This is a genomic window from Marcopretia estuarina LEGE 06307 (assembly GCF_056633115.1).
Map to the genome: position 1 here is coordinate 379,837 of NZ_JBSJOY010000003.1, position 22,401 is coordinate 402,237.

General features: G+C 69.4%; 23 protein-coding genes, 3 tRNA genes and 1 pseudogene. 14 read left to right on the forward strand and 13 right to left on the reverse strand.

Going from position 1 to position 22,401, the window contains the following annotated elements:
* The first annotated feature begins 3 nt into the window (after window positions 1-3).
* Window positions 4-1,206, forward strand: a complete 1,203-nt coding sequence (locus ACWJI3_RS09505) for an HD-GYP domain-containing protein (protein ID WP_480203564.1) — start codon at window positions 4-6, stop codon at window positions 1,204-1,206.
* 46 nt (window positions 1,207-1,252) lie between these two features.
* Here the strand turns inward: ACWJI3_RS09505 and ACWJI3_RS09510 are convergent.
* A tRNA-Gly gene (locus tag ACWJI3_RS09510) sits at window positions 1,253-1,323 on the reverse strand.
* A gap of 147 nt (window positions 1,324-1,470) precedes the next feature.
* Here ACWJI3_RS09510 and ACWJI3_RS09515 point away from each other — a divergent pair.
* Genes ACWJI3_RS09515 through plsY form a run of 5 tightly spaced genes read left to right on the forward strand, consistent with a single transcriptional unit; the run spans window position 1,471 to window position 5,681 of the window.
* On the forward strand, window positions 1,471-2,862 hold the full coding sequence (locus tag ACWJI3_RS09515) for an MFS transporter (RefSeq protein ID WP_094510053.1): 1,392 nt from the start codon (window positions 1,471-1,473) through the stop codon (window positions 2,860-2,862).
* Window positions 2,859-3,608, forward strand: coding sequence for an MlaE family ABC transporter permease (locus ACWJI3_RS09520; RefSeq protein ID WP_094510051.1), 750 nt, complete (start codon window positions 2,859-2,861; stop codon window positions 3,606-3,608). Before ACWJI3_RS09515 ends, ACWJI3_RS09520 begins: the two co-directional genes overlap by 4 nt.
* A gap of 17 nt (window positions 3,609-3,625) precedes the next feature.
* Window positions 3,626-4,066, forward strand: a complete 441-nt coding sequence (locus tag ACWJI3_RS09525) for a DUF3119 family protein (protein WP_480203565.1) — start codon at window positions 3,626-3,628, stop codon at window positions 4,064-4,066.
* Window positions 4,063-5,031 carry a DUF3086 domain-containing protein gene (locus ACWJI3_RS09530; RefSeq protein ID WP_480203566.1) on the forward strand — a complete coding sequence of 323 codons (969 nt, stop codon included), beginning with the start codon at window positions 4,063-4,065 and terminating at the stop codon, window positions 5,029-5,031. The genes ACWJI3_RS09525 and ACWJI3_RS09530 overlap by 4 nt, the downstream gene beginning before the upstream one ends.
* Complete coding sequence (gene plsY / locus ACWJI3_RS09535) at window positions 5,028-5,681, forward strand: glycerol-3-phosphate 1-O-acyltransferase PlsY (RefSeq protein ID WP_255140542.1); 654 nt, start codon at window positions 5,028-5,030, stop codon at window positions 5,679-5,681. Before ACWJI3_RS09530 ends, plsY begins: the two co-directional genes overlap by 4 nt.
* A 41-nt stretch (window positions 5,682-5,722) precedes the next feature.
* On the opposite strand, the gene ACWJI3_RS09540 is transcribed toward plsY, so the two are convergent.
* The 6 genes from ACWJI3_RS09540 to der form a co-directional block, all read right to left on the reverse strand.
* Window positions 5,723-6,721: a pyrroline-5-carboxylate reductase family protein gene (locus ACWJI3_RS09540; protein ID WP_255140543.1), complete on the reverse strand. Its 999-nt coding sequence runs from the start codon at window positions 6,719-6,721 to the stop codon at window positions 5,723-5,725.
* A gap of 41 nt (window positions 6,722-6,762) precedes the next feature.
* The gene (locus tag ACWJI3_RS09545; RefSeq protein WP_094510042.1) at window positions 6,763-7,335 is read right to left on the reverse strand and encodes a cell division protein SepF; all 573 of its coding nucleotides are present in this window, start codon (window positions 7,333-7,335) and stop codon (window positions 6,763-6,765) included.
* Window positions 7,336-7,550: 215 nt separating this feature from the next.
* A complete protein-coding gene (locus tag ACWJI3_RS09550; RefSeq protein ID WP_480203567.1) occupies window positions 7,551-8,210 on the reverse strand; it encodes a YggS family pyridoxal phosphate-dependent enzyme in 660 nt (219 codons plus the stop codon).
* Between the two features lies 1 nt (window position 8,211).
* Window positions 8,212-8,490: a PipX family protein gene (locus ACWJI3_RS09555; RefSeq protein ID WP_094510037.1), complete on the reverse strand. Its 279-nt coding sequence runs from the start codon at window positions 8,488-8,490 to the stop codon at window positions 8,212-8,214.
* A 22-nt stretch (window positions 8,491-8,512) separates the two neighbouring features.
* Entirely contained in the window at window positions 8,513-9,445 is a 933-nt protein-coding gene (locus ACWJI3_RS09560; protein ID WP_480203568.1) for a CbiQ family ECF transporter T component, read from the reverse strand.
* A gap of 26 nt (window positions 9,446-9,471) precedes the next feature.
* Window positions 9,472-10,842 carry a ribosome biogenesis GTPase Der gene (gene der, locus ACWJI3_RS09565; RefSeq protein ID WP_255140546.1) on the reverse strand — a complete coding sequence of 457 codons (1,371 nt, stop codon included), beginning with the start codon at window positions 10,840-10,842 and terminating at the stop codon, window positions 9,472-9,474.
* Between the two features lie 211 nt (window positions 10,843-11,053).
* Between der and ACWJI3_RS09570 the strand changes: the two genes are divergently transcribed.
* A complete protein-coding gene (locus ACWJI3_RS09570) occupies window positions 11,054-12,670 on the forward strand; it encodes a gamma-glutamyltransferase family protein (RefSeq protein WP_480203569.1) in 1,617 nt (538 codons plus the stop codon).
* Between the two features lie 38 nt (window positions 12,671-12,708).
* Here ACWJI3_RS09570 and ACWJI3_RS09575 read toward each other — a convergent pair whose 3' ends face one another.
* Complete coding sequence (locus ACWJI3_RS09575; RefSeq protein ID WP_480203570.1) at window positions 12,709-13,257, reverse strand: DUF1823 family protein; 549 nt, start codon at window positions 13,255-13,257, stop codon at window positions 12,709-12,711.
* A gap of 107 nt (window positions 13,258-13,364) precedes the next feature.
* Here ACWJI3_RS09575 and dusB point away from each other — a divergent pair, with 107 nt between their 5' ends.
* A complete protein-coding gene (dusB, locus tag ACWJI3_RS09580; RefSeq protein ID WP_480203571.1) occupies window positions 13,365-14,441 on the forward strand; it encodes a tRNA dihydrouridine synthase DusB in 1,077 nt (358 codons plus the stop codon).
* 38 nt (window positions 14,442-14,479) lie between these two features.
* On the opposite strand, the pseudogene ACWJI3_RS09585 reads toward dusB, so the two are convergent.
* Window positions 14,480-15,097: pseudogene (locus ACWJI3_RS09585) on the reverse strand (DUF4079 domain-containing protein); the annotation flags it as partial.
* 62 nt (window positions 15,098-15,159) lie between these two features.
* Window positions 15,160-15,882 (reverse strand): precorrin-2 C(20)-methyltransferase, encoded by a 723-nt coding sequence (locus ACWJI3_RS09590; protein ID WP_480203595.1) that lies wholly within the window; start codon window positions 15,880-15,882, stop codon window positions 15,160-15,162.
* 295 nt (window positions 15,883-16,177) lie between these two features.
* On the opposite strand from ACWJI3_RS09590, the gene ACWJI3_RS09595 reads away from it, so the two are divergent.
* Window positions 16,178-16,765 carry a 1,2-dihydroxy-3-keto-5-methylthiopentene dioxygenase gene (locus ACWJI3_RS09595; protein ID WP_480203572.1) on the forward strand — a complete coding sequence of 196 codons (588 nt, stop codon included), beginning with the start codon at window positions 16,178-16,180 and terminating at the stop codon, window positions 16,763-16,765.
* Window positions 16,766-16,799: 34 nt separating this feature from the next.
* Here the strand turns inward: ACWJI3_RS09595 and ACWJI3_RS09600 are convergent, their stop codons facing one another.
* Together ACWJI3_RS09600 and aroQ are read right to left on the reverse strand one after the other, a co-directional pair.
* Window positions 16,800-17,456, reverse strand: coding sequence for a MiaE family protein (locus tag ACWJI3_RS09600; protein WP_480203573.1), 657 nt, complete (start codon window positions 17,454-17,456; stop codon window positions 16,800-16,802).
* The gene (aroQ, locus tag ACWJI3_RS09605; RefSeq protein ID WP_480203574.1) at window positions 17,453-17,899 is read right to left on the reverse strand and encodes a type II 3-dehydroquinate dehydratase; all 447 of its coding nucleotides are present in this window, start codon (window positions 17,897-17,899) and stop codon (window positions 17,453-17,455) included. The genes ACWJI3_RS09600 and aroQ overlap by 4 nt, the downstream gene beginning before the upstream one ends.
* Window positions 17,900-17,934: 35 nt before the next feature.
* Between aroQ and ACWJI3_RS09610 the strand changes: the two genes are divergently transcribed.
* The 3 genes from ACWJI3_RS09610 to ACWJI3_RS09620 all read left to right on the forward strand — a co-directional run bounded on the left by ACWJI3_RS09610 (window position 17,935) and on the right by ACWJI3_RS09620 (window position 18,487).
* Window positions 17,935-18,016: transfer RNA gene (locus ACWJI3_RS09610), tRNA-Tyr, on the forward strand.
* 10 nt (window positions 18,017-18,026) lie between these two features.
* Window positions 18,027-18,098: transfer RNA gene (locus ACWJI3_RS09615), tRNA-Thr, on the forward strand.
* Between the two features lie 128 nt (window positions 18,099-18,226).
* Window positions 18,227-18,487 (forward strand): hypothetical protein, encoded by a 261-nt coding sequence (locus ACWJI3_RS09620; protein WP_094510017.1) that lies wholly within the window; start codon window positions 18,227-18,229, stop codon window positions 18,485-18,487.
* Between the two features lie 433 nt (window positions 18,488-18,920).
* On the opposite strand, the gene ACWJI3_RS09625 is transcribed toward ACWJI3_RS09620, so the two are convergent.
* Window positions 18,921-19,571 carry an alpha-ketoglutarate-dependent dioxygenase AlkB family protein gene (locus tag ACWJI3_RS09625; RefSeq protein WP_480203575.1) on the reverse strand — a complete coding sequence of 217 codons (651 nt, stop codon included), beginning with the start codon at window positions 19,569-19,571 and terminating at the stop codon, window positions 18,921-18,923.
* A 121-nt stretch (window positions 19,572-19,692) separates the two neighbouring features.
* On the opposite strand from ACWJI3_RS09625, the gene ACWJI3_RS09630 reads away from it, so the two are divergent.
* Both ACWJI3_RS09630 and ACWJI3_RS09635 read left to right on the forward strand, forming a co-directional pair.
* Entirely contained in the window at window positions 19,693-21,108 is a 1,416-nt protein-coding gene (locus tag ACWJI3_RS09630) for an aldehyde dehydrogenase family protein (RefSeq protein ID WP_480203576.1), read from the forward strand.
* A gap of 78 nt (window positions 21,109-21,186) precedes the next feature.
* Window positions 21,187-22,371 carry a LysM peptidoglycan-binding domain-containing protein gene (locus ACWJI3_RS09635; RefSeq protein ID WP_480203577.1) on the forward strand — a complete coding sequence of 395 codons (1,185 nt, stop codon included), beginning with the start codon at window positions 21,187-21,189 and terminating at the stop codon, window positions 22,369-22,371.
* The last annotated feature ends 30 nt before the right edge of the window (window positions 22,372-22,401 follow it).

Here is a 22,401-nt window from a genome sequence, read left to right on the forward strand (position 1 = left end):
TCCATGACCCATCTCGCCGACAGCCTTGGGCAAAGCAAGCCCACCGTGCTGGTGGTGGATGACACGCCGGAAAACCTGCAGGTGATGAACGGCCTGCTGCGTGGGCTGTACAAAGTGCGCCTGGCCACCAGTGGCGGACTTGCCTTGGAGTTGGCCCTGCAGACGCCCCAGCCGGATCTGATTCTGTTGGACATCATGATGCCGGATCTTGATGGCCATGAGGTGTGCATACGGCTCAAGGCCGACCCCGCCACTCAGGACATTCCTGTGATCTTCCTCACAGCGCTGAACCAGGAAGTTGATCAGAAGCGAGGCTTTCTTGATGGCTGCGTGGATTACATCACCAAGCCCTTCTCCCCCGACATCGTGCTGGCCAGAGTGGCCACCCATGTGGCCCTGAAGCGCGCCAGCGACCTCCTCTCTGACCACAACCGTTTCCTGCGCGAGGAAGTGGAGCGCCAGACCCGCGAGGTCCAGAAGGTTCAGGACGTCACGATCCTGGCGATGGCATCACTGGCGGAAACCCGCGACAACGAAACCGGAATGCACCTGCGCCGCACCCAGAACTACATGAAGCTTCTGGCTGAGCACTTACACCAGCACTCCCCTTACGCCAGCCAGCTCGACGCAGAGGCAATCGAGCTGCTCTATAAATCCACGCCGCTTCATGACATCGGCAAAGTGGGCATTCCTGATCACATCCTGCTGAAGCCAGGCAAGCTCACCCCTGAAGAGTTCATGGTGATGAAGAAGCATTCGGAGCTGGGTTCCCACATCATTGCGCAAGCAGAAGGTCTGCTGGATGCCCCCAGCAGCTTTCTGCGCTTTGCCCGCGAGATCGCCCACTACCACCACGAGAACTGGGACGGCAGCGGCTATCCCGAGGGGCTGCAAGGAGAAGCCATCCCCCTGTCCGCCCGTCTGATGGCCGTGGCCGATGTGTATGACGCCCTCATCTCCAAACGCTTCTACAAGCAGGCCTTCTCCCATGAGGAAGCCACCCGCTTCATCGAAAGCCAGGTCGGCCGAAAATTCGATCCTGTGATCGTGGAAGCCTTCCGCCAGGTAGCCGATCGCTTCGCCACCATCGCCGCCAACTTCAAAGACAACAATTCCGCGCCGCCCCTGGCCGCCCTGCCCGCGCCGTCCCTTTCCCCATCGCCGGGCCTGGCAGAGGATGGGGAAAACAGCCCGGCGTTCTGCTGAGCAGCCAGGAAGCCTGCTGAACAGCGAAGAAGCTTGGTGAAAAGAAAGCGGGCGGCGGGAATCGAACCCGCATCATCAGCTTGGAAGGCTGAGGTTTTACCACTAAACTACGCCCGCAGGGATACAGGTGTATCACTCGGTTGCCGTGCTGGTGTGGCCCTCGGTGCCACTGCCTTTGCGGCTGAAGCATTATGGCCTGCGTGAAGCCACCGGCCGTTGACCGTTGTTCCTGATCCGGTCGTCCCTTCCGCCAACCCTGCGGCCATGAGCTCCACCACCGGCGTCAGTGACGCCATCGATGCACCCAGGGGGTTCCAGCGCCGCATGTTGGTGGCCTATGGCCTTGGCGATGCGGGCACCGGCATGGCGGCGTCGCTGATCGGCTTCTACCTGTTCATCTTCTATACCGCCGCCGCCGGCCTGCCCGCCTGGATGGCGGGGCTGGTGCTGATGCTGGCCCGCCTCTGGGATGCCATCAACGATCCGGTGGTGGGCTGGCTCAGCGACAAGACCCGCAGCCCCTGGGGCCCTCGCCTGCCCTGGATCCTCTGGAGCGCCATTCCGCTCGGGATCGCCATGGCGATGATGTGGTGGCTTCCGCCCGGAAGCCTGTGGGTGAAGTTCGGCATCTTCCTGGCCATCTCGGTGGTGGCCAACAGCCTTTACACCTGCGTCAACCTGCCCTACTCCGCCCTGGCGGCCGAGCTCACCACCGACACCGGCCTGCGCACCCGCCTGAACACGGCGCGGTTCACCGGCTCGATCATCGCCGGGCTGGTGGGCATCGTGCTGGGAGGGCTGCTGCTCCAGAACCACCAGGACCCCGGCAGTTACTTCAAGGTGGGCGTGCTGTCGGGCAGCATCATCGCGGTGTTCACCCTGGTCTGCGCCTGGGGCATCGCCCCGGCGGCCCGCAACTGCCAGCGGCCCAACAGCCAGCAAGGCTCCACCCGCCGCATGCTGCGCCGGGTGCGCGAGAACGGTCGCTTCATCAAGGTGCTCGGCCTCTACCTGATGCTCTGGTGCGCGCTGCAGATCATGCAGACCGCCGCCCTCATCTACCTGCCGGTGGTGATGCGGCTGCCGGAGAGCTGGAGCAACTGGATCCTGCTGCCCTTTCAGATCAGCACCCTCGTGGGGCTGCAGATCTGGAACCGCTTCTCCCACCGCTACGGCCGCATCCAGGCGCTGCACCGGGGCACGGCGCTCTGGATCGGCGGCTGCCTGCTCGCCATGTTGCTGATCCCCCTCGATCCCGACCTCTCGCCCGTGGGCTCCTGGATGAACGGGCTGCGGCTGGTGGCGCTGCTGGTGGCCATCCTGGTGGTGGGTCTGGGCGCCTCCACCGCCTACCTGATCCCCTGGGCGCTGCTGCCGGATGCCATCGACGCCGATCCTGAAAAGCCCGCCGGCCTCTACAGCGCCTGGATGGTGTTCACCCAGAAGATCTGCATCAGCCTGGCGTTGTTCTTCTTCGGCAACCTGATGAGCCTGAGTGGCTACGTGGCGGCCAGGGGCATCGTCCAACCCGACACGGCCCTGATCGCGATCCGCCTGTGCATGGGGCTGATCCCCGCCACGCTGGTGGTGCTGGGGCTGATCGTGATGCGGCGCTGGCCTGAGCGTGGCGCCCACCTGCTTCAGGCCCAGCCATGAAGTCACCGCGCTGGCTCAACCGCCTCGGCAGCAGTTGCCTGATCGGCGGCCAGACCGTGGCGGCGATCGGCAGGGGGCGCATCAACGTCAACGACCTGTTCGAGCATCTGCTGGAGGCAGGGCCCGGCAGCTTTCTGATCGTGTTCATCACGGCGCTGGCGGCAGGCACCGTGTTCAACATCCAGGTGGCGGCAGAGCTCACCAAGCAGGGGGCCAGCGTGGCCGTGGGAGGCATCCTTTCGGTGGGGCTGGCGCGCGAGATCGCACCGCTGCTCACCGCCACCCTGCTCACCGGGAAGGTGGCCACCTCTTACGCCGCCCAGATCGGCACCATGAAGGTGACCGAGCAGATCGACGCCATCACCATGCTGCGGACCGATCCGGTGGAGTACCTGGTGGTGCCCCGGGTGCTGGCGATGGTGGTGATGGCCCCGGTGCAGTGCCTGGTGTTCTTCGTGGTGGGGGTCTGGTCGGGCCAGGTGAGCAGCACCTTTCTCTTCTCGATCCCGCCCACCGTGTTCTGGAATTCCGTGCGCAGCTGGATGACCGCCAGCGACCTGCCCTCGATGCTGGTCAAGGCGGTGGTGTTCGGCCTGCAGATCGCCGTGATCGCCTGCGGCTGGGGCCTCACCACCCGCGGCGGCCCCAAGGAGGTGGGCACCAGCACCACCGGCGCCGTGGTGATGATTCTGGTCACGGTCAGCCTGATGGATGTGCTGCTGACCCAGCTGCTGTTCGGCGCTTAGGCCGCCAGCTGCCCAGCATGGAACCTCCGCCTCTCGCCGCCGCCACCATGACCGCCCCCGCCGCCACGCTCGATCCCGCCGCCGGAACGGTGCTCGCACCCCGCTACGGGGTGCCGCTGGGGGTGGTGGTGCTGGGGCTGGCCGGCCTGGCCCTGCTGCCGCTGTGGTCGGGGGTGCTGTGGCTCAGCGGCGTGGTGGTGCTGTTCGGGCTGTTCCTGCTGCTGCAGGCCGTGCTGCTGCGCCTGCAGTTCAGCGGCGATGCCCTGCTGGTGTGGCGTCAGTCGACGCTGCTGCGCCGCTTCCCCTACGACGAATGGATCGCCTGGACCGTGTTCTGGAACCCGGTGCCGGTGCTGTTCTATTTCCGTGAACAGCGCAGCATTCACCTGCTGCCGGTGTTGTTTGATGCCACCACCTTGCGCCAACAACTGGAGCTGCACGTCAGCACCTCGCCATGACCGATCCCAGCGTGCCGCCGGACCAATCCCCGCCGCCCCTGAGCGTGCCTGAACCGCCTGCGGCCGAGCCCTCGCCTGCGGCCGACCCGGCCCCTGCAGCCAAGCCATTCGAGCCCTGGCAGGCGCTCGCCCTCAAGGAGCTGCAGGAGCGGCGCGCGGCACTGGAGGCGGAGATCCAGGAGCTGGAAACCCGCCGCAACCAGCTGCAGAAGAGCCTGGTGAGCAGCTTTGATGGTCAGGCCGATGCGATCGCCCGGCGCCTGAAGGGCTTCCAGGACTACCTGGTGGTGGCGCTGCAGGATCTGGCCGGCCAGGCCGAGCAGATGGAGCTGGTGGTGCAGCCGGTGGTGGTGCAGCCCTCGCCACTGGATCAGCCGGCGGAAGTGGCCGCCGCGGCTGCCCCTACCGCACCGGCGGCGGCGGGTCTGTTCAGCGAGGACGAAGACCTGATCCGCAGCCAGCTGGAGCGCTTCCAGGGCCAGCCCGATTTCTACGCCGATCCCTGGAAGCTGCGCCGCAGCCTGGAAGCCCCTGCCGCGGCTCTGCTGGAGGAGTGGTTCCTCTATCAGGGCGGGCGTGGCGCCCACGCCAGCGCCGGCAGCCGCAGCCGCAATGCGCTCACGGTGGCGGCGGCGGTGGCGATCCTCGGCGAGCTCTACGGCGAGCGCTTCCAGACCCTGGTGCTGGCCGGCCAGCCGGAGCGGCTGGGGGAATGGCGCCGCGGCCTGCAGGATTGCCTCGGGCTCAGCCGTGAAGATTTCGGGCCTAACAGCGGCGTGGTGCTGTTCGAGCGGCCTGATGCCCTGATCGAGCGCGCCGACCGGCTCGAGGAGCGCGGCGAGCTGGCGTTCATCGTGATCGATGCGGCCGAACAGGTGGTCGACGTCCCGGTGCTGCAGTTCCCGCTCTGGCTCGCCTTCGCCGCCACTCCAGCGGAACTGGCCATCGACGAGGAGCTGCTGTGAATCCCCTGCTGATCCTGTCCGTGCTGCTGGCGGGCTACCTGCTCGGCTCGATCCCCAGCGGCTGGCTGGCGGGGCGATGGTGCGCCGGCGTCGATCTGCGCCAGCTGGGCTCCGGCTCCACCGGCGCCACCAACGTGCTGCGCCAGGTGGGCAAGGGCCCGGCGCTGGTGGTGTTCCTGGTGGATGTGCTGAAGGGAACGGCCGCCGTGCTGCTGGCCAAGGCGGTGGTGGAGCCACTCGGCGTCTCCGCCGCTGGCGATGCCTGGGTGGTGGCGGCGGGGCTGGCGGCTCTTGCCGGCCACATCTGGCCGGTGTGGCTGGGCTGGCGGGGTGGCAAGGCCGTGGCCACCGGGCTGGGCGTGCTGCTCGGTCTGGTGCCCGCGGTGGGGCTGGCCAGCTTCGGGCTGTTCCTCGTCACCCTCACCCTCACCCGCATCGTGTCGCTCTCCAGCGTGGTGGCGGCGGTGGGCCTGCCGCTGCTGATGCTGGGCTCCTTCCAGAGCGCCGGCACCGGGCTACGGCCCGCCTATCTGGCCCTTGCCCTGCTCACCACCGTGCTGGTGCTGTGGCGCCATCGCAGCAACCTGGCCCGGATCATGGACGGCACCGAGCCACGCATCGGCGCAGACAAACCCAACACCCCGACCTGAGGCGGGAGCTGAGAGCCTGGATCCGAGAACCGGGCGCTGCTTCAGCCCAGCGCCCGGCTCCTTTCAGCAGCCGCCAGCACCGCCTCGATCAGAGCCGAACGCACGGAGCCCCGCTCCAGCTGACGCAGGGCCGTGATCGTGGTGCCGGCCGGGCTGCTCACCATGTCCTTGAGCTGGCCGGGATGCAGGCCCTTCTGCTGCAGCAGCGCCACGGTGCCACCGGTCATGGCGAGCGCCAGCTCCTGTGCCAGCGCCCGCGGCAGGCCGGCGGCCACGCCGCCATCGGCGAGGGCTTCGATCACCACCGCCATCAGCGCCGGCCCGGAGGAGGCCACCGCCAGCAGCCCATCGAGCTGGGGCTCCGGCAGCTCCAGCACCTGCCCCACCCGGCCGAACAGCTGGCGCACGCAGTGACGTTGCCCATCGCTGAGCTGCTCTCCCCAGGCCAGTCCAGTGATGCCGGCCCGCACCAGGCAGGGAGTGTTCGGCACCGCCCGCACCACGCGCCAGCCGGGAAATGACGCCTGCAGGCGAGCCAGGCTGACCCCCGCCAGCACGGAAATCAGCAGAGGGCTCTCGTCGCTGTGCGCTGAGGACGCCGCTGGGGAGGCGGCTGGGGAGGCGTCGCCGTGCTCAGAGGGCGCTGCTGGCGAGGCGAAGGCTGCTGAACCAGAAGCTGGGGGTGTGGCCGATGCCGCGGCGGACGCCCCTGATCGGCTGTGTGCCGCTCGAACTGCCGCCGCCGCATCTGCAGCCGCCGTGGCTGCCGCCGCGAGCTGTTGCGGCTTGACGGCCAGCAGCACCACCGGCGCCTGCCAGGCCGCAGCCGCCTGCCCATCGGCGGCGGCACAGACAGCCACCTGCAACTGCTGCTGGAGCCGCTCGGCGGAGGCAGGGCTGGCCACCACCGCCCGCACGGCAGCAGGACGAACATCCCCCTGCTCCAGCAGCGGCAGCAGCAAGGCCTGGGCCATCTGCCCCAGGCCAATGATCCCGAGGCCCGACAGGAGGGGCTCAGAGGCCCCGGCGTGCTCGGTCATGGACCGGTGGCGGTGGCGGGAAACGTGCTCAGAAGACGTGCTCAGCCGCCGACGGCGAAGTCGGAGCGGCCCCAGGCCGGACTCGGGGCCGCATCGGCATCGGAGCCGGTGTCGCGGGTGGAGACGATGGTGGGAGAGGAGGGCTCCTCCATCGAGGCTGTGGTGACCGTGACGCAGCTGGGCGCGAACAGGAAGATGCTTTCGCCCACCCGCTCCTGGTGGCCGTCGATGGCGAAAGTGCCGCCTGCCACGAAATCCACGGCCCGCTGGGCCTGATCCGGCTCCATCATCGTGAGGTTGAGGATCACGGTCTTGCGGTCACGCAGGGCCTGGATGGCACGGGGCATCTCATCGAAGCTGCGGGGCTCCATCAGGGTCACCTCCGCGGCCGTTGCCGACAGGCCCGGCATGCCGATCACATTGCTGCCGGGGAAGAGGTCGTCGGAGCCGAAGGGGGAGGACAGGGCCAGGGCACTGCCGCTGCCGACCTGCGTGGCGCGCGACTGGGCGGTCTGGGCCTGGTCGTCACCGGGGTCGTAGTCAAGTTCGTCGTACTCGCCATCGAGATAGTCGTCACCGGAGACGACGGCACGGAGGCGGGAGAACAACGACACCTTTGGTTCCTTCGTGAGGTCAGTACCTGAATAGCGTCCCACGCTCCCAGTTGCAACTGGTCGCAACCCTTGAAATCACTGGATTCATGCTTCCGCCGGGTGGCGAACGCCCCCACCGCCCCCAGCGAAGGCGGCCTCAGGCCCCCGCCGTGATTGGCCGGGGCAAGCGCGCTGCGCAGGCCCGGGGCGGCCCCGAAGTCCCCGTGGGGCCCCGGTCAGGCCCCGCGGGGGCCGAACAACACCGAGCCGAGCCGCACCCAGGTGCTGCCGGCCGCTACCGCCTCGCGCCAGTCGCCGCTCATGCCCATGGACAGCTCCGGCAACCCCAGCCGGGCCGCCAGCGCGGCGCAGGAGCCGAACAGGGCACGGCTACCGGCTGCATCCAAGCCAAGCGGCGCGATCGTCATCAGGCCCACCAGCTGCAACGGCGCCAGCGCCTGCAGCTGGGGCCAGAGCTGGTCGAGCTCCTCGGGCTCGAACCCGGCCTTGGCCGGATCGGGCAGCAGCTTCACCTGCAGGAACACCCGCGGCTGCAGGCCCTCCTCCGCGGCGATGCGCTGCAGGCGAAGCGCCAGCGGCAGGTTGTCGAGCGAGTGAATGGTGCCGAAGTGGCGCAGCACCCCCCGGGCTTTGTTGGCCTGCAGGCGACCGATGAAGTGCCAATCCAGGGGGGGAAGATCCGCTAGCTCCAGCTGCTTGGCCTCAGCCTCCTGCAGGCGGCTTTCGCCGAAGCTGCGCTGGCCGAGCGCGGCCAGGTCGCGGATGCGCTCGGCCGTCTGCCCCTTGCTCACCGCCAGCAGGCGGGAGCCGGACGGCAACTGCTCCTGCAGGGCCCGCCACCGCGCCGCCAGGGCCGCTGGAGCGTCAGCACCCATCTCAGATGAAGGTCTGGTCGAACAGCTGGCGCCAGTGGCCGAGTTTTTCGCTGCGGTCACGCCGGGCCCGCGCCAGGTTCTGCTCGGCGTAGTGGCGGGCATCCATCAGCGGAATCACCTCGAAATGGGCGCCGCGCGGCTGCGCCGTGACCAGGAAGAACATCCGCTGGGCGTAAAGGGTGGCAAACAGATCGCGGCCCTCTCCGGCCGGTGCCACCCAGTAGAGGAGCCCGAAGGTGGGATGGTTGAGATATCGCTCGGTACTCGACTCAGCGCTCACTGATGGTTTGTTCGGCTACCAATCACAGCGCACCGTACTGCCACCGCAGCCCAAGCAGCAGGAGCAGCAGCAGGCAGGCCATGAGATTCAGACGTCGGGCCACGGGCACCTTCAGCCGCAGCTGCTGCGGCGGCACCCAGCGGCCGCCCCTGGCCACCAGCGCCTCGGCCCCCTGCTCAGCGCGCAGCAGCACGTTGGCCAGCAGCCGTTCCGCCACCGCCAGCCCCAGCCCCAGCACTCCCTTCCAGCCCAGTCGCCGCAAGTTGAGTGCCCGGGTGGCGATTGAGCGCAGCAGGTTCTGCAGCTCCTCCTGAACCAGGGGAAGGAAGCGCAACGCCAGCAGCAGGATGAAGCCGAGCCGCTCCACCGGCAGCCCCAGCCGGCCCAGGGGGGTGAGGCCCCAGCTGAGCGCCCACACCAGTTCTTCCGGCGGTGTGGTGAGCAGCAGCAGGTTGGCGCTGTGGATGAGGGTGAACAGCAAGGTGGCGCTGTTGAGGCCCAGTTCCGCCGAGCGGCGGTTGATCACCAGCGGGCCCAGCGGCAGCGGCCCCAACGGCACGGGCCCCCAGCGCAGCACCTCCCAGGGCTCGCCGCTGCGTTCGACCGGCGGTGCCCCCGGCGGCGCCGGTGCCAGGCGCAGCTCGGCCGGATCACGCGAGAGCTGAGCACTGCCCGTGCCACCGGCCGGCAGCAAGGCCGACAGCAGCCCCACCAGCAGGCTGAGCGCCAGCAGGAGAGGCAGGTTGCGGCGCCACAGCCGCCACGGCAGCCCACAGAGCGCCGTGATCAGCAGCAACGTCCCCACCAGCGCCAGCCGCCAGACGGGACCGGCCAGGATCGGTGTGATCAGGAACGCCAGGGTCCAGGCCAGCTTGAGGCGCGCATCGACGCGGCGCAGCCAGCCACTGTCGCCATCGACGTACTGGCCGATCGGGAGCTGCTTCAGCCAGTCCATTCAGTGCTGCAGGAAGTGGAGCCGCTTCACGGGGTGGCGGAACGGGCCTGCTGACGAGCCTGTTCCTTCTCGGCGTCGCGCTGTTGCTTGCCGCGCCAGAACAGCTTGATCGGCGAACCATCGAAGCCCAGGCCCTGACGGATCTGCCGCTCCACGTAGCGGCGGTAGGTGTCACCGAACAGCTTGGGATCGTTCACGAACAGGGTGAAACTCGGTGGCCGCACTGCCACCTGGGTGCCGTAATAGATCCGGCCCTGGCGGCCACCGCGGCTGGTGGGCGGCGAGCGCCAGCTCACGGCCTCCTGCAGCACTTCATTCACCACCGAGGTGGTGACGCGGCGCCGGTGCTGCTCAACCGCCAGCAATGCCAGCGAGAAGATGCTCTCCACCCGCTGACCGCTGAGAGCGGAGGTGAACAGCATCGGTGCCCAGTCGAGGAAGTAGAGCTTGGCCCGCAGATCCTTTTCCATCGCGGTCATGGTGTGCGAATCCTTCTCGATCGCATCCCACTTGTTCACCACGATCACGCAGGCGCGCCCGTCTTCCTCGATGCGGCCCGCCACGCGCTGATCCTGTTCGGTCACCCCATCGAGTGCGTCGATCACCAGCACACAGACGTCGCTGCGTTCCACCGCCTTGAAGCTGCGGGTGATGCCGAAGTATTCGGGCCCGTAGCTGACACTGCGGCGGCGGCGAATGCCGGCGGTGTCGAGCAGTTTCCAAAGGCGACCCTCCCGCTCGATCGTGGTGTCGATCGTGTCGCGGGTGGTGCCGCGGATCGGGCTGACAATCGCCCGGGGCTCACCGCAGATGGCATTGAGCAGGCTGGATTTGCCCACATTCGGCCGACCGATGATCGCCAGCTGGATGGGCTCCTCCGTTTCCTCCGCGTCAGCGGGAGGCAGGAATTCGATCACCTTGTCGAGCAGATCGCCGGTGCCGGCACCGTGGATGGCCGAGATCGGGAACGGCTCACCGAGGCCCAGTCCCCAGAAGTCGGCGGCCATCGCCAGGCCCTGATCGGGCGACTCGCACTTGTTGACCGCCAGCAGCACCGGCCGGTTCTGGCCGCGCAACCATTCGGCGATCGATTCATCTGCCGCCGTGACCCCCGCCTGGCCATCGACGATCACCACGGCCACCACCGCTTCGGCTAAAGCAAGGTTGGCCTGTTCGCGGATCTCCGGGAGAAACTCACTGTCGTCGTCGAACACCAGGCCGCCGGTGTCGACCACCTTGAAGGTCCGATCGCCCCAGAACCCTTCCTGGTAGGTGCGGTCACGCGTGACACCGGGCTCGTCGTGGACGATTGCCTCCCGGCTGCGGCACAGCCGGTTCACCAGAGTGGATTTGCCCACGTTGGGGCGCCCGATGACGGCGACGACTGGTAGCGCCAAAACGTAATATCCCGATCAACGATCTCTTTTCGACCTTACAGGCTGGCTCAGCTGTGGCCGGCCTGGAGAAGTGTTGGCGGCGTCACCCCGCAACTCCGAGCCCTGGAAGCGGGAACCTTGCACGCTCGAACCTTTCAACACCGTTGAGCCGCTGTGGCGGAGGCGCCACCCACACCAGACTGCGGCCTGACCGCCAGAGCCGCGCGCTGCCATGGCCAACCCTGCCTTTCTTCATCGCCGCTCACCTGTCTTTGCCGGGCGTGCGATGGTCACCTCCAGCTCGCCGCTGGTGACCCGCGTGGGCCTGCGGGTGCTGGAGCAGGGCGGCAACGCCGCCGATGCCGCGGTAGCCATGGCCGGGATGCTGGCGCTGGCCGAGCCGATGATGAGCGGCCTCGGCGGCGACACCATGGTGCTGGTGTGGTCGGCGCAGGACCGGCGGGTGCTGGGTCTCAATGGCAGCGGCATGGCTCCGAGCGGCGCCAGCCTCGAGCGCATCGGAGCGCGCCCCTTCATGCCGGAGCACGGCGCGGCCTCGGTCTCCATTCCCGGCGCCGTGGATGGCTGGTGCACCTTGCTGGAGCGGTTCGGCACCCAGTCGCTGCAGCAGCTGTGGGAACCGGTGATCGCCTATGCGCGCCAGGGCTACCCGGTGGGCGAATCGATCGCGGGGTTCTGGGCCGTTGGCGCCGCGCTGCTGGGGCAGAGCGCCTCATCAGTGCTTCGCGAGGTGTTTCTGCCCCATGGCAGCGCCCCGCAGCCGGGCCAGCTGATGCGCCTGCCGCAGCTGGCCGACACCCTGGAACGCGTGGCCCGGGAGGGCCGTCAGGGCTTCTACGAAGGGCCCGTGGCCGCGGCGATCGCCACCACGATCAGCGCGGGCGGTGTGCCCACCACCACAGCCGACGTGGCCGCCCAGCAGCACCGCGCCGCATGGGTGGAGCCCCTGAGCGTGGGCTACCGCGGCCGGGAGGTGCTGGGCCTGCCACCCAATTCCCAGGCGGTGGTGGCTCTGCATGCTCTGGGCATCCTCGACGGCCTGCCCCTCGCCGCGATGGGCGAGGCGGAGCGGCTGCACCATGAGATCGAAGCGATCCGCCTCGGCTTTGAGCTGGCGATCGATGGGGTGGGGGAGCCCACCCCATCGATGCTCGAACTGGTGCGGCAGCAGCTCAGCCCGGACGGACTGGCCGCCGCCCGCAGCCGCATCACGGCCCTGGCCCGGCCGGCCACCCGGCCCCAGGGCGGCCATTCGGGTGACACCAGCTACGTGTGCGCCGTGGACAGCGAGGGCAACGCCGTGTCGTTGATGACCAGCATCAGCGGACTGTTCGGCTCCGGGCTGGTGGCGGGCGACACGGGCGTGCTGCTCAACAACCGGGCGGCCCAGTTCTCCAGCCAGCCGGGCCATCCCAATGCCCTGGCACCCGGCCACCGGCCGCGTCATTCGATCCTGCCGGCGATGGTGCTGCGCGATGGGCTGCCTGAATTCGTGATGGGGGTGATCGGCGGCAACGCCCACCCCCAGGGGCTCACCCAGATCCTGGTGAACGCCCTCGATCTGGGCATGAATCCCCAGCAGGCCGTGGATGCCCCGCGCTTCAAGCTGGTCATGCAGAGCGGTGCGGTTCACATCGATCCGCAGTTCAATCCAGACCTGGGCCACGAGCTGGTGGCCCGCGGCCACCAGCTCGGCGATTCCTATGGCTTCGTGGGTTTCAAGGGGGGTGCCCAGATGGTGCGCCTCCATCGCGACGACTCCGGCCACTGCACCAGCCTGGAGGCCGGCGTGGATCACCGGCTCGATGGGGTGGCGATGGGGATCTGAACGGGCGGGGCCTGCGTGGCTCGGGGGCGGTCCACCGGCTACTGCACCGGCAGATCTCCCGGGTGCCCCGCCACCGGATCGGCCGGCTGCGGCAGCAGCGGTGGCAGCGGCCCTGTGTCCGGCAGCGGTTCGCCCCGCTCGGCCAGGTGAGCCAGCAGCCAGTTCACCGCCGTGGCGCGGCGGGTGCGGCGGGGAAACAGCTCGCCGATGCGGTAGCCGGCGAAGCCCAGCTGGTGTTTGAGCAGTTGCTTGTGGGCGGCGGCAATCGAGCGGGTGAGCCGCACACTGGCCGGACGCTCCGCGATCAGCGGCGGCGCCTGCGGGTAGGCCAGGGCCCAGTCGTCCGGTGTGGCGGCGGTGGCGCGCCACGGCGCTGGCCCCTGTGCGGCGCTGGTGGTGCCCTCTGTCCCGATGGTGGGCTGTGCCATGACGTCAGCCTCAAAAGCCAGCCCATCCACCAGCCCGTCAGCGGGTGCGTAGCCCAGCCGCTGCCAGACCAGTTCGCAGACGAAGCGGTCGCTGGTGCGGTCGTCGAGGATCAGCTGCAGCAACTGGCGACTGAGCGGATGGGGGGAGGCGGCGGTCATGGCGAGGCGGCGGGTCAGCAGGTCAGCGAGGCCGTCGCTGGGCGGGTCAACGAGGCAGTTGTTCGGCGGGTCAGCGCAGCGCTGGGCAGCGGGAGGATGAACCTCTGATGACCCTGCCACCGCTTCCACTTCAGCTTCAGGGCCGCGGCCAGCCGCGCCAGCTCCGCTGCCGGGTGTTCCAGTCGCCCCTGGCGGGGGTGAGCGACCAGATCTTTCGGGGCTTCGTGCGCCGTTGGGCTCCCGACGCCCTCCTCTATACGGAGATGGTGCACGCCACCTGCCTGGAGCGGGGCCACGGCAGTGAGAAGTTCGAGGCTCTGGCCGGCGAGAGCGGGCCGATCGCGGTGCAGCTGTTCGACCACCGTCCCCAGGCCCTGGCCGAGGCCGCCCGGCGGGCGGAGGCGGCGGGCGCCTTCCTGATCGACATCAACATGGGCTGCCCGGTGCGCAAGGTGGCGCGCAAAGGCGGCGGCAGCGGCCTGCTGCGCGAGCCCGCGCTGGCGGCGGAGATCGTGGCGGCGGTGGCGGCTGCGGTGCGCGTGCCGGTCACGGTGAAGACGCGGCTGGGCTGGTGCGGCAGCAGCGCCGATCCGGTGGCTTTCGCCCTCGGTCTGCAGGAGGCCGGTGCCGAGGCGCTCACCCTGCACGGCCGCACACGGGAGCAGGGCTTCTCCGGCAGCGCCGACTGGGCCGCCATCGCCCGGGTGAAGCAGGCCCTGCGCATTCCCGTGATCGCCAACGGCGACGTGACCTCCCCCGAAGAAGCCCTGCGCTGCCTGGCCATCACCGGCGCCGATGGGGTCATGGTGGGGCGAGCCACCCTGGGCGCCCCCTGGCTGGTGGGCCGCATCGACGCGGCCCTGAGCGGCCGGCCGGTGCCACCGGACCCCTCGCCGGCCGAGCGGCTGGCCCTGGCGGCCGAGCACCTGCAGGCGCTGGTGGCCTACCGAGGGGCGAAAGGCCTGCAGATCGCCCGCAAGCACATGGGCTGGACCTGCCAGGGCTTCGCCGGCGCCGCCCAACTGCGCCATCAGCTGATGCGCGCGCCCACCCCTGCGGAGGCCAGGGCACTGCTGGAAGCGGCAGCGGCTGGCACCGTCGCTGTGTTGGCTGACGGGGCAGGAGCGTCAACACTTGACTGGGCCGGTGCTGGGCAGGTGCGCAGCTCGAAGTTGCAGGAATAGATCGCCGGTTTCTGCCAGCTGAGTGGGATTTCCAGCAGGTCGCGGGTGCCGGTGATCGCCATTACGGCAAAGAGCACGGAGGCGAGCACGTTGGCGGTGATGTGCAGGCGACGCATCCGCAGGGAGCGGAAGATCTCCGCCTTGGAGGCCAGTGAGAACAGCATCAGGCCCGTGAGCAGCACGCCGGCCCAGTAGTGGGAGCTCCAGAAGGCAGGGCTGAGCGGGTTGTCGCTGAGACGCCAGATCTCCGGCTGGCTGCCGAGGCCCAGCAGGCCCACCCAGGTGAGCAGGGCGAAGCTGGCCCGCAGCGGCGCTTTCTTCGCCCGCCAGAGCCCCAGCAGACTCGCGAAGGTGCCGGCACTCACCAGCAGCAGCAGCGCCAGACGTCCGGCCCCGCCAGTGAAGGGGGGTTCTGGCACCACGAACTTGCTGATGAAGGAATAGAGGAGGGCGATCAGCACCGCCACCACGATGCCGGCGGTGAGCCAGCGGCCATGGTCGGCGTGCTCCACCCCCACGGTGGGCGGCTGTGGGTGGATCTTGAGCCGGCGCTCACGGGCCAGCAGGCCGAGGCGGATCGTGGCACCCACCACGGGATACACAAACAGGATGACCAGCACCGGATGCAGCAGCGAGAACCAGTCGATCGGGGTCATGGAGCAGGTGGTGGGGGGTGGGGAAGCCAGCCAAAGGCTGTCACAGCCGAGGGGCGCCGGCGCTAAGGAAGTACCGACGGCCAGCCGGATCGGATCAGCAGAAGCGAAAAGTAGGGCCGCTGCTCGGAGGGCACCGCATTGGCCGGCACCACCACCTGATCGGGCCAGCCCACCCGCTGGGCGAACAGGGCGTCCCCAAGGAGCCCGCGCCGTTCCAGCAGGGGCCGCACCCAGCTCCAGCGGTGGCCCAGCTTGAGCAGGGCCAGGCCGGTGCGCGCCTGCGGGGGCTCCAGGGCGATGGCGTCGAGCAGGGTATCGAGCACCCCGGGCGCATCGGGCGTGGGGCGCACCAGCAGCCCCTGCCCCTGAAGGGCCAGAGGCCAGTGGCCTGCGGCCGCCGCCGCTGCGACGGCGGGGATGCCGGGGATGAGCCGCACTGGGCAGGCGGGGTGGGCATCGCGCAGAGCCAGCAGCACGTACGAGGCGCTGGCATAGAGCGACACATCCCCCTCGCAGAGCAGCACCACCCGGCGGCCAGCGGCCACCGCGGCCGCCAGCGCCTCAGCCGCAGCCCGCCAGGCTTGGCGGCGCGGCTCAGGCTCCGCCACCATCGGAAACACCAGCGGCAAGGTGGCCTGCTCCGGATTCAGCCACGGCGCCGCGATCGCCGCGGCCATTCCCTCCCCACCCGCCTGGGCCACCGGGTAGGCCACCAGGTCGGCAGCGGCGATCGCCCGCACCGCCGCCACAGTGAGCAGATCCGGATCGCCCGGACCCACACCCACCAGCGTGAGCCCCGGCAAGGCAGCGGCGCCGGCGGGGTCGGGCAGGCCTTGAAGGCCTGGCAGGCCGGGAAAACCGGAAAAACCGGGGGAGCCTGGGGGCACCGAGGGGGCCTCGCTCATTGGGTGCTGCCACCACATCCGTGGGGTTCATCCCATCACGCCGTGGCGCCAGCGGCTCAGCCCATGGGCCACGCGCCAGTGGCGTGCTCAGGCCTTGCGGCGGCGCCGCAACACACCCGCACCTCCGGCCCGCAGGGCTTCCATAGGCTGGAGCCATCGCCCGTGCCGCACCCCGATGACTCTGCTGGCCCTTCACCAACTGCCCAGCGATGGCAGCGCCGCCCCTGCCGCCACCCCCTGCCCGCCCACGTTGCGCACCAGCGACGGCGACCGGATCCGCCAGGAGCTGGAGGCCCGCGGCATCCGCTTCGAGCGCTGGCCGGCCCGGGCCGCCACTGGCGAGGCCACCACTGCCGACGCGCTGCTGGCGCTCTACGCCGAGGAGATCGCCCGACTGCAGAGCAGCGGCGCCTATCCCACCGTCGATGCGATCCGCCTCACGCCCGACCATCCGGATCGGGTGGCGCTGCGGCAGAAGTTCCTCTCGGAGCACACCCACAGCGAGGACGAGGTGCGCTTCTTCGTGGAAGGGCGCGGCCTGTTCTGCCTTCACCTCGGTGATGAGGTGCTGCAGGTGGTGTGTGAGCGCAACGACCTGATCTCTGTGCCGGCCGGCACGCCCCACTGGTTTGACATGGGGCCCGAGCCCCACTTCGCCGCCCTGCGCTTCTTCGACAACCCGGAGGGGTGGGTGGCCACCTTCACCGGTGAGGCCATCGCCGAACGGTTCCCCCTGCTCGACGAACTGCTGGCCGCGGTCTGAGGCGAGGCGAGCCGGAAGCGGCAGCCCAGCAGGGTCAGGCCACGCCCACCGAGTGCATCCGAACCAGCCCTGGATCGGCCAACACTCCTGTGAGGGCCTGAACCTCCGCCAGCGCCAGCTGCTCCAGCCGCTCCACCGTGGCTTCGCGACTGAAGCGCGCTTCAGCCAGCACCCAGTAGACGCCGAAGTGGCGCGCCTCACTGGCCAGCAGATCGCCGTACAGGGCCGCCAGCTCCGGGTCAGGGCTGTGGGCAGCCAGCAGGGCCATGCGTTCGTGGCTGCGGGCCTCGATCAGGCCGGCCACCAGGAAGCTGTCGAGCATGCGCTGCGGCTCGCCCCGCCGCACCTGGCCGGCCAGGGCGGCGCCGTAGGGCGGGGCTGCCAGGGCGCGCAGGGCATGGCCTCGCCGCTCCAGCAGCGCCTGCACGCGCTCGAAGTGTTCGAGCTCCTCACGGGCCAGGGGGCTGAGCACCGCGGCCAGCTCCCCGTCGGAGGGGTAGCGGAACATCAGCTGCAGCGCCACGCCCGCCGCCTTGCGTTCGCAGTGGGCATGGTCGATCAACAGCAGCTCGGGGTGGGCCAGGGCCTGCTCCAACCAGGCGTCGCTGCTGGGCGCCGTCAGCCATCTCACCCGGGCCGGCGCGGCCACGGCCACGCCGGCCGCCAGCGGAAGGGAAGCGGTGGTGCTCATGCCGGCTCCTGGGCGCGCAGGTGGGCCACCAGGCCGTCGAGGCCGAGGCTGTAGCTGGCGGGCCCGAAGCCACAGATCACGCCCACCGCCCGGTCGGCCAGGGTGGAGTGGTGCCGGAACGGCTCGCGGGCATGGACGTTGCTGAGGTGCACCTCCACAAAGGGCAACGCCACCCCCAGCAGCGCGTCACGGATGGCGATCGACGTGTGGGTGTAGGCACCGGCGTTAATGACGATGCCATCGCAGACGCCGGCTGCCTCGTGGATGCGGTCCACGAGGGCACCCTCGTGGTTGCTCTGAAAACAGGCCAGGTCCACCCCCTGCGCCGCTGCCTGGGCCGTCAGCGCCGCGTTGATGGCTTCCAGGGTGCTGACCCCGTAAAGCCCAGGCTCACGGCGCCCCAGCAGGTTGAGGTTGGGGCCGTGAAGCACGAGCAGCTGCATGGGGAAGGTCGACTGGTAAGTTTCTCGGGTGGAGCGGGTCGGTGCCCGAGTGGTTAATGGGGGCGGACTGTAAATCCGCTGGCTCTGCCTACGTTGGTTCAAATCCAACCCGGCCCACCTTCCACATGCCCTTGTAGCTCAGCGGTAGAGCACTCCCTTGGTAAGGGAGAGGTCACGAGTTCAAGTCTCGTCAAGGGCTTCCTCCCACCCCTTTCCGGCCATTCACTTGGACCTTCGGGCTGCCGATCCCCTTGGCAAGGTGTGGCCAGGCGGTCCCCATCGCCGGGAGCGACCGGGCGGCAGACTCCCAACGGCTGCCACCCCGCCATGGGCGCGATCCTGCTCACCGTTCTCACCGCACTGCTGGGCTTTGGCCTGGGCAAGGGCGTGCCTCGGCTGGTTCAGCGCTCGGGCAGCCTGGCTCGCCGTTCGCGGCTGAGCCAGCTGGCCTTCGGCAGCCTGCTGCTGCTGCCCTGGCTGGTGGGGATCGCCCTGCTGCTGCTGTTGCCCTTGCGCCCTGCACTGCTGCTACCTGCGATCGGCTACGGCGTGGGCATGTGGCAGGGGCGGCGCAAGCTGGGGCTGTAACCGTCGGCGCGGCTGACCGCCTCGGCCGAAGACGCGGATCCCCCAACTGCAGCACGCTGCGTTCAGCCAGAACCGATTGCGCAACACCGGCCCACCGCACCCTGCGTCTCTGCACGCGTTGAGTACACCCCGCAACAGCATCAGGCCACTGCCCCAACATGATGGCGACGCTTGCACTGCAATCGCAGAGGAGCAGGAGGATCGTGCCAGTGGGGGCGACGGGCGGAGTTGGGGCCGGATCGCTTGGGGAGGATGGCCCACTGCTCGCGTCGCCAGGTATCCGTGGTGGTGCCTGCCTGCTTGTCACAGAGGGCGACCATCGATCCGCAATGGCGTTGATTGAAATGCTGTCGAATGCCTAGGCGCACTCACTCACGAAGTCCCTGCCAAAGACTCAGCTCAACACCCTTGCAACCACACGCCCCGATCGAGCTCACCGCTGTGCAATCGCTCCCCTTCGAATCACGCGGAAGGTGAGATTGATGCGGTCACGTGCGACCCGCCGCCGCTGGGGCACCTGATGCAACCAGTGCTGTTGCGTGGGTGGATCCATCACCAGCAGATCGCCTTCGCCCAGCTCAAAGCTCAGCGGTGACTCTGCATCTGCGGAAGGTTGCCGGGGCTTGAGCCGAAAACTGCGCGCCGCCCCGAGGCTGAGGGAGGCAATCGGTTGCTCGGGATCAAGTTCGGGCTCGTCGTCCGCATGCCAATCCAGCTTGTCGTTGCCGTCGCGGTAGTGATTGAGCAGCAGGGAGTTGAAGCGGCAACCGGCGGCGGCCTCCACCTGCCGGCGCAGCTGCTGCAGCGAGGCGGTCCAGGGCTCGATCGCCTGGTGAACACCGCTGTAGGCGTAGTGGCAACCGGAATCGCCCATCCAGCAGGTGAGCCGCGGAATCGGATGGGTGCGGCCGAACAGGGTGATGTGCTCCTGGCGCCAGGGCACGTCAGTCCGCAGCTGAACCAGCCAGGACGCCGCATCCGCCAGCCACAAGGGCCAGTAGCGCAACGCCAGTCCTTCCCGCGTCACCGTCTGAGGGGTGCCGGCCGGCGGCGTTGGCTGCAGGAGATTGAGTTGCTGTTCCATCCTTCTCGCCCTCACCATCGTGCTGGAGCTGTGGCCGCCAGCCGCTCCCACACCCGCTCCAGCAGGCCCCGTGGCCGGGTTGCAGCCGCCATGCTGGAGCCATTCTCGTTCGCCCGCTCCCATGACCGCCTCCACCGCCATGCCCATGGCGGACATGCCCGCCGTGGCCATGCCCGCCGTGGACAGCCTGCGTGAGCCGGTCAGCCAGGGGCTCACCCGCCCGCTGGCCTGGCGTCGCGAGCAGCTCGCGCGGCTCACGGCGCTGCTCGATGGTGCGGAGGAGGCGATCCTTGCGGCGCTCGCCGCCGACCTGGGCAAGCCTCCGGTGGAGGCCTACTTCGAAGTGGTGGCCGTGCGTCAGGAGCTGCGCCTCTGCCAGCGCCAGCTGCGGCGCTGGATGGCGCCCAGACCGGTGCCGGTGCCGCTCAGCCAGAAGCCGGGCCAGGCCCGGCTGATGCCGGAGCCGCTCGGCTGCGTGCTGATCATCGGCCCCTGGAATTACCCCTTCTCACTCACCATCCAGCCGCTGGTGAGTGCGCTGGCGGCGGGCAACAGCGCCGTGCTGAAACCATCGGAGCAGGCCCCGCACACCTCGGCCCTGATCGCCCAGCTGGTGGCGCGCCACCTGGAGCCCGATGTGGTGCAGGTGGTGGAAGGAGACGGAGCTGTGGCCAGCGCGCTGCTCCAGCTGCGCTTCGATCACATTTTCTTCACTGGCGGCGGCCGGGTGGGCCGGCTGGTGATGGAGGCGGCCGCGCGTCACCTCACCCCGGTCACCCTGGAGCTGGGCGGCAAGAGCCCGGCCATCGTGCTGGCCGACGCCGACCTCGACACCACTGCCCGTCGCCTGATCTGGGGCAAGGGGCTCAACGCCGGTCAGACCTGCATCGCCCCCGACCATCTGCTGGTGGAAGACTCAGTGCGGCCGGCGCTGGTGGAGCGGCTGACGCGGGAGATCACGCGCTGCTACGGCGACGACCCGCTGGCGTCGCCGGATCTGGCCCGCATCGTCAACCGCCCGCAGTTCGAGCGGCTGTGCGGCCTGCTGGAGGGCGCCCGGCAGCGGGGGCAGCTGCTGGCCGGCGGCCAGATCGATCCGGAGCGCCTGCGCATCGCCCCCACCCTGCTGGCGGTCGATGCGGCCGACGATCCGCTGATGCAGGAGGAGCTGTTCGGTCCCCTGCTGCCGGTGCTGCCTGTGGCTTCGCTGGATGAGGCAATCACCCGGGTGCGGCGTGGAGCCAAGCCGCTGGCGCTCTATCTGTTCAGCAGCAGTGCCGCCGCCCAGGAGCAGGTGCTGGCAGGCACCAGTTCGGGGGGCGTCTGCTTCAACGACGTGGTGATGCAGGTGGGGGTGCCCGAGCTTCCATTCGGTGGCGTCGGCCCCAGCGGCATGGGCCGCTACCACGGCCAGTCGGGCTTCGACACCTTTTCGCACCTGCGCAGCGTGCTGCGGCGCCCGTTCCGCTTCGATGTGCCGCTGCGCTATCCCCCCTACGGCGACCGTCTCGGCCTGATCAAGCGGCTGATGGGCTGAACCGGACCAACGATTTGGCGCCGGGGGACTGGCGCGCCAGAGGGTTCTCCTTAAGGTTCAACCAGCTGATCGTTGCCCATGCGCCGCGCCATCGTCGCCCTGGCCCTCGCCCTGCTGCTCCCGTTGCCGGGACTGGCCGCCCAGCACGTGGTGAAGCCCGGGGAGACGCTCTCGGAGATCGCCGAGCGCTATGGCGTGTCCCTCAACCGCCTGATGCAGCTGAACGGCATCAAGGATCCGGATCTGGTCACGGCCGGCACCCGCCTCACCGTGCCCGGTGGAGCCAGCTCCGGCGCCGGCTCTTCCACTGGTGGGCGCGGCAGCTACACCGTGAAGCCGGGCGAAACCCTCTCCGAGATCGCCGACCGGCTGGGCACCACGGTGCAGCGCCTGATCGAGCTCAACGGCATCCGAGACCCGGACATGGTGGCCGAGGGCACCCGCCTGGTGGTGCCCGGCGCCCCCGCCGCCGCCCGTCCCGCAGCGGTGAACAGGAACGCCCGCGAACACACCGTCCAACCAGGTGAAACCCTCTCCGGCATCGCCGATCGCTACGGGGTGCCGATGTCGCGGCTGATGGCGCTCAACAAGCTCACCGAACCCGACGAGATCCAGGCCGGCAGCCGCCTGGTGCTGCGCGCCAGCACACCCGCACCCGCCCGCGCCGCCGCAAAGCCCGCGCCGCCCAAGCCCGCAGCCGCCAAACCCGCACCTGCGCGCCCGGCACCAGCAACGCCACAACCCAAACCGGCACCAGTGGCCGCCAGGCCGGCGCCGGCAGCGACCGCCCAACCCAAACCGGCACCTGCAGCCCAGCCGGCGCCCGTGCGCCCCGCACCTGCTGCCACGGCTACAGCAGTCCAGCCCAGGCCGGCACCGGCAGCCGCCACCCAACCCGCGCCCGCTGCCACCCGCCCGGCCCCAGCAGCAGCAGCCCCCCAACCCAGGCCAGCGGCTGCGGCAGCACCCGCCCCCCGTCCCAAACCGGCGGCCACCGCTGCCAGATCGGCCGGCCCCAAACCGCCGGAATGGCGCACCTACGGCCCGATTCAGGTTGACTTCGCCAACTGGCAGCCTCTGGGCGGCAGCATGGTGGCCCCGGCCCTGAACAGCGCCGGCCAATCGATTTTCCTGGCGGTCAACTGCACGGCCGGCAAGCTCAATGCCACCGGCGAAGCTGGTGCCTGGAAGAGCTGGGATGCCCCGCAGAGCGAGTTTGAACAGCAATTGGTGAGAGACCTCTGCAGGGTCGGCGGCGGCTGAGCCCCGTCCAGCCCACGCGTGCCGGCCCGC

Coding starts and splice junctions, on each gene's coding strand:
- dusB (WP_480203571.1), top strand. CDS start 13,365: ATGACCCTGCCACCGCTTCCACTTCAGCTTCAGGGCCGCGGCCAGCCG.
- ACWJI3_RS09520 (WP_094510051.1), top strand. CDS start 2,859: ATGAAGTCACCGCGCTGGCTCAACCGCCTCGGCAGCAGTTGCCTGATC.
- ACWJI3_RS09570 (WP_480203569.1), top strand. CDS start 11,054: ATGGCCAACCCTGCCTTTCTTCATCGCCGCTCACCTGTCTTTGCCGGG.
- ACWJI3_RS09525 (WP_480203565.1), top strand. CDS start 3,626: ATGGAACCTCCGCCTCTCGCCGCCGCCACCATGACCGCCCCCGCCGCC.
- ACWJI3_RS09515 (WP_094510053.1), top strand. CDS start 1,471: ATGAGCTCCACCACCGGCGTCAGTGACGCCATCGATGCACCCAGGGGG.
- ACWJI3_RS09595 (WP_480203572.1), top strand. CDS start 16,178: ATGACTCTGCTGGCCCTTCACCAACTGCCCAGCGATGGCAGCGCCGCC.
- aroQ (WP_480203574.1), bottom strand. CDS start 17,899: ATGCAGCTGCTCGTGCTTCACGGCCCCAACCTCAACCTGCTGGGGCGC.
- ACWJI3_RS09625 (WP_480203575.1), bottom strand. CDS start 19,571: ATGGAACAGCAACTCAATCTCCTGCAGCCAACGCCGCCGGCCGGCACC.
- ACWJI3_RS09635 (WP_480203577.1), top strand. CDS start 21,187: ATGCGCCGCGCCATCGTCGCCCTGGCCCTCGCCCTGCTGCTCCCGTTG.
- ACWJI3_RS09550 (WP_480203567.1), bottom strand. CDS start 8,210: ATGGGTGCTGACGCTCCAGCGGCCCTGGCGGCGCGGTGGCGGGCCCTG.
- ACWJI3_RS09530 (WP_480203566.1), top strand. CDS start 4,063: ATGACCGATCCCAGCGTGCCGCCGGACCAATCCCCGCCGCCCCTGAGC.
- ACWJI3_RS09600 (WP_480203573.1), bottom strand. CDS start 17,456: ATGAGCACCACCGCTTCCCTTCCGCTGGCGGCCGGCGTGGCCGTGGCC.
- ACWJI3_RS09560 (WP_480203568.1), bottom strand. CDS start 9,445: ATGGACTGGCTGAAGCAGCTCCCGATCGGCCAGTACGTCGATGGCGAC.
- ACWJI3_RS09575 (WP_480203570.1), bottom strand. CDS start 13,257: ATGACCGCCGCCTCCCCCCATCCGCTCAGTCGCCAGTTGCTGCAGCTG.
- ACWJI3_RS09630 (WP_480203576.1), top strand. CDS start 19,693: ATGACCGCCTCCACCGCCATGCCCATGGCGGACATGCCCGCCGTGGCC.
- ACWJI3_RS09620 (WP_094510017.1), top strand. CDS start 18,227: ATGGGCGCGATCCTGCTCACCGTTCTCACCGCACTGCTGGGCTTTGGC.
- ACWJI3_RS09505 (WP_480203564.1), top strand. CDS start 4: ATGACCCATCTCGCCGACAGCCTTGGGCAAAGCAAGCCCACCGTGCTG.
- ACWJI3_RS09540 (WP_255140543.1), bottom strand. CDS start 6,721: ATGACCGAGCACGCCGGGGCCTCTGAGCCCCTCCTGTCGGGCCTCGGG.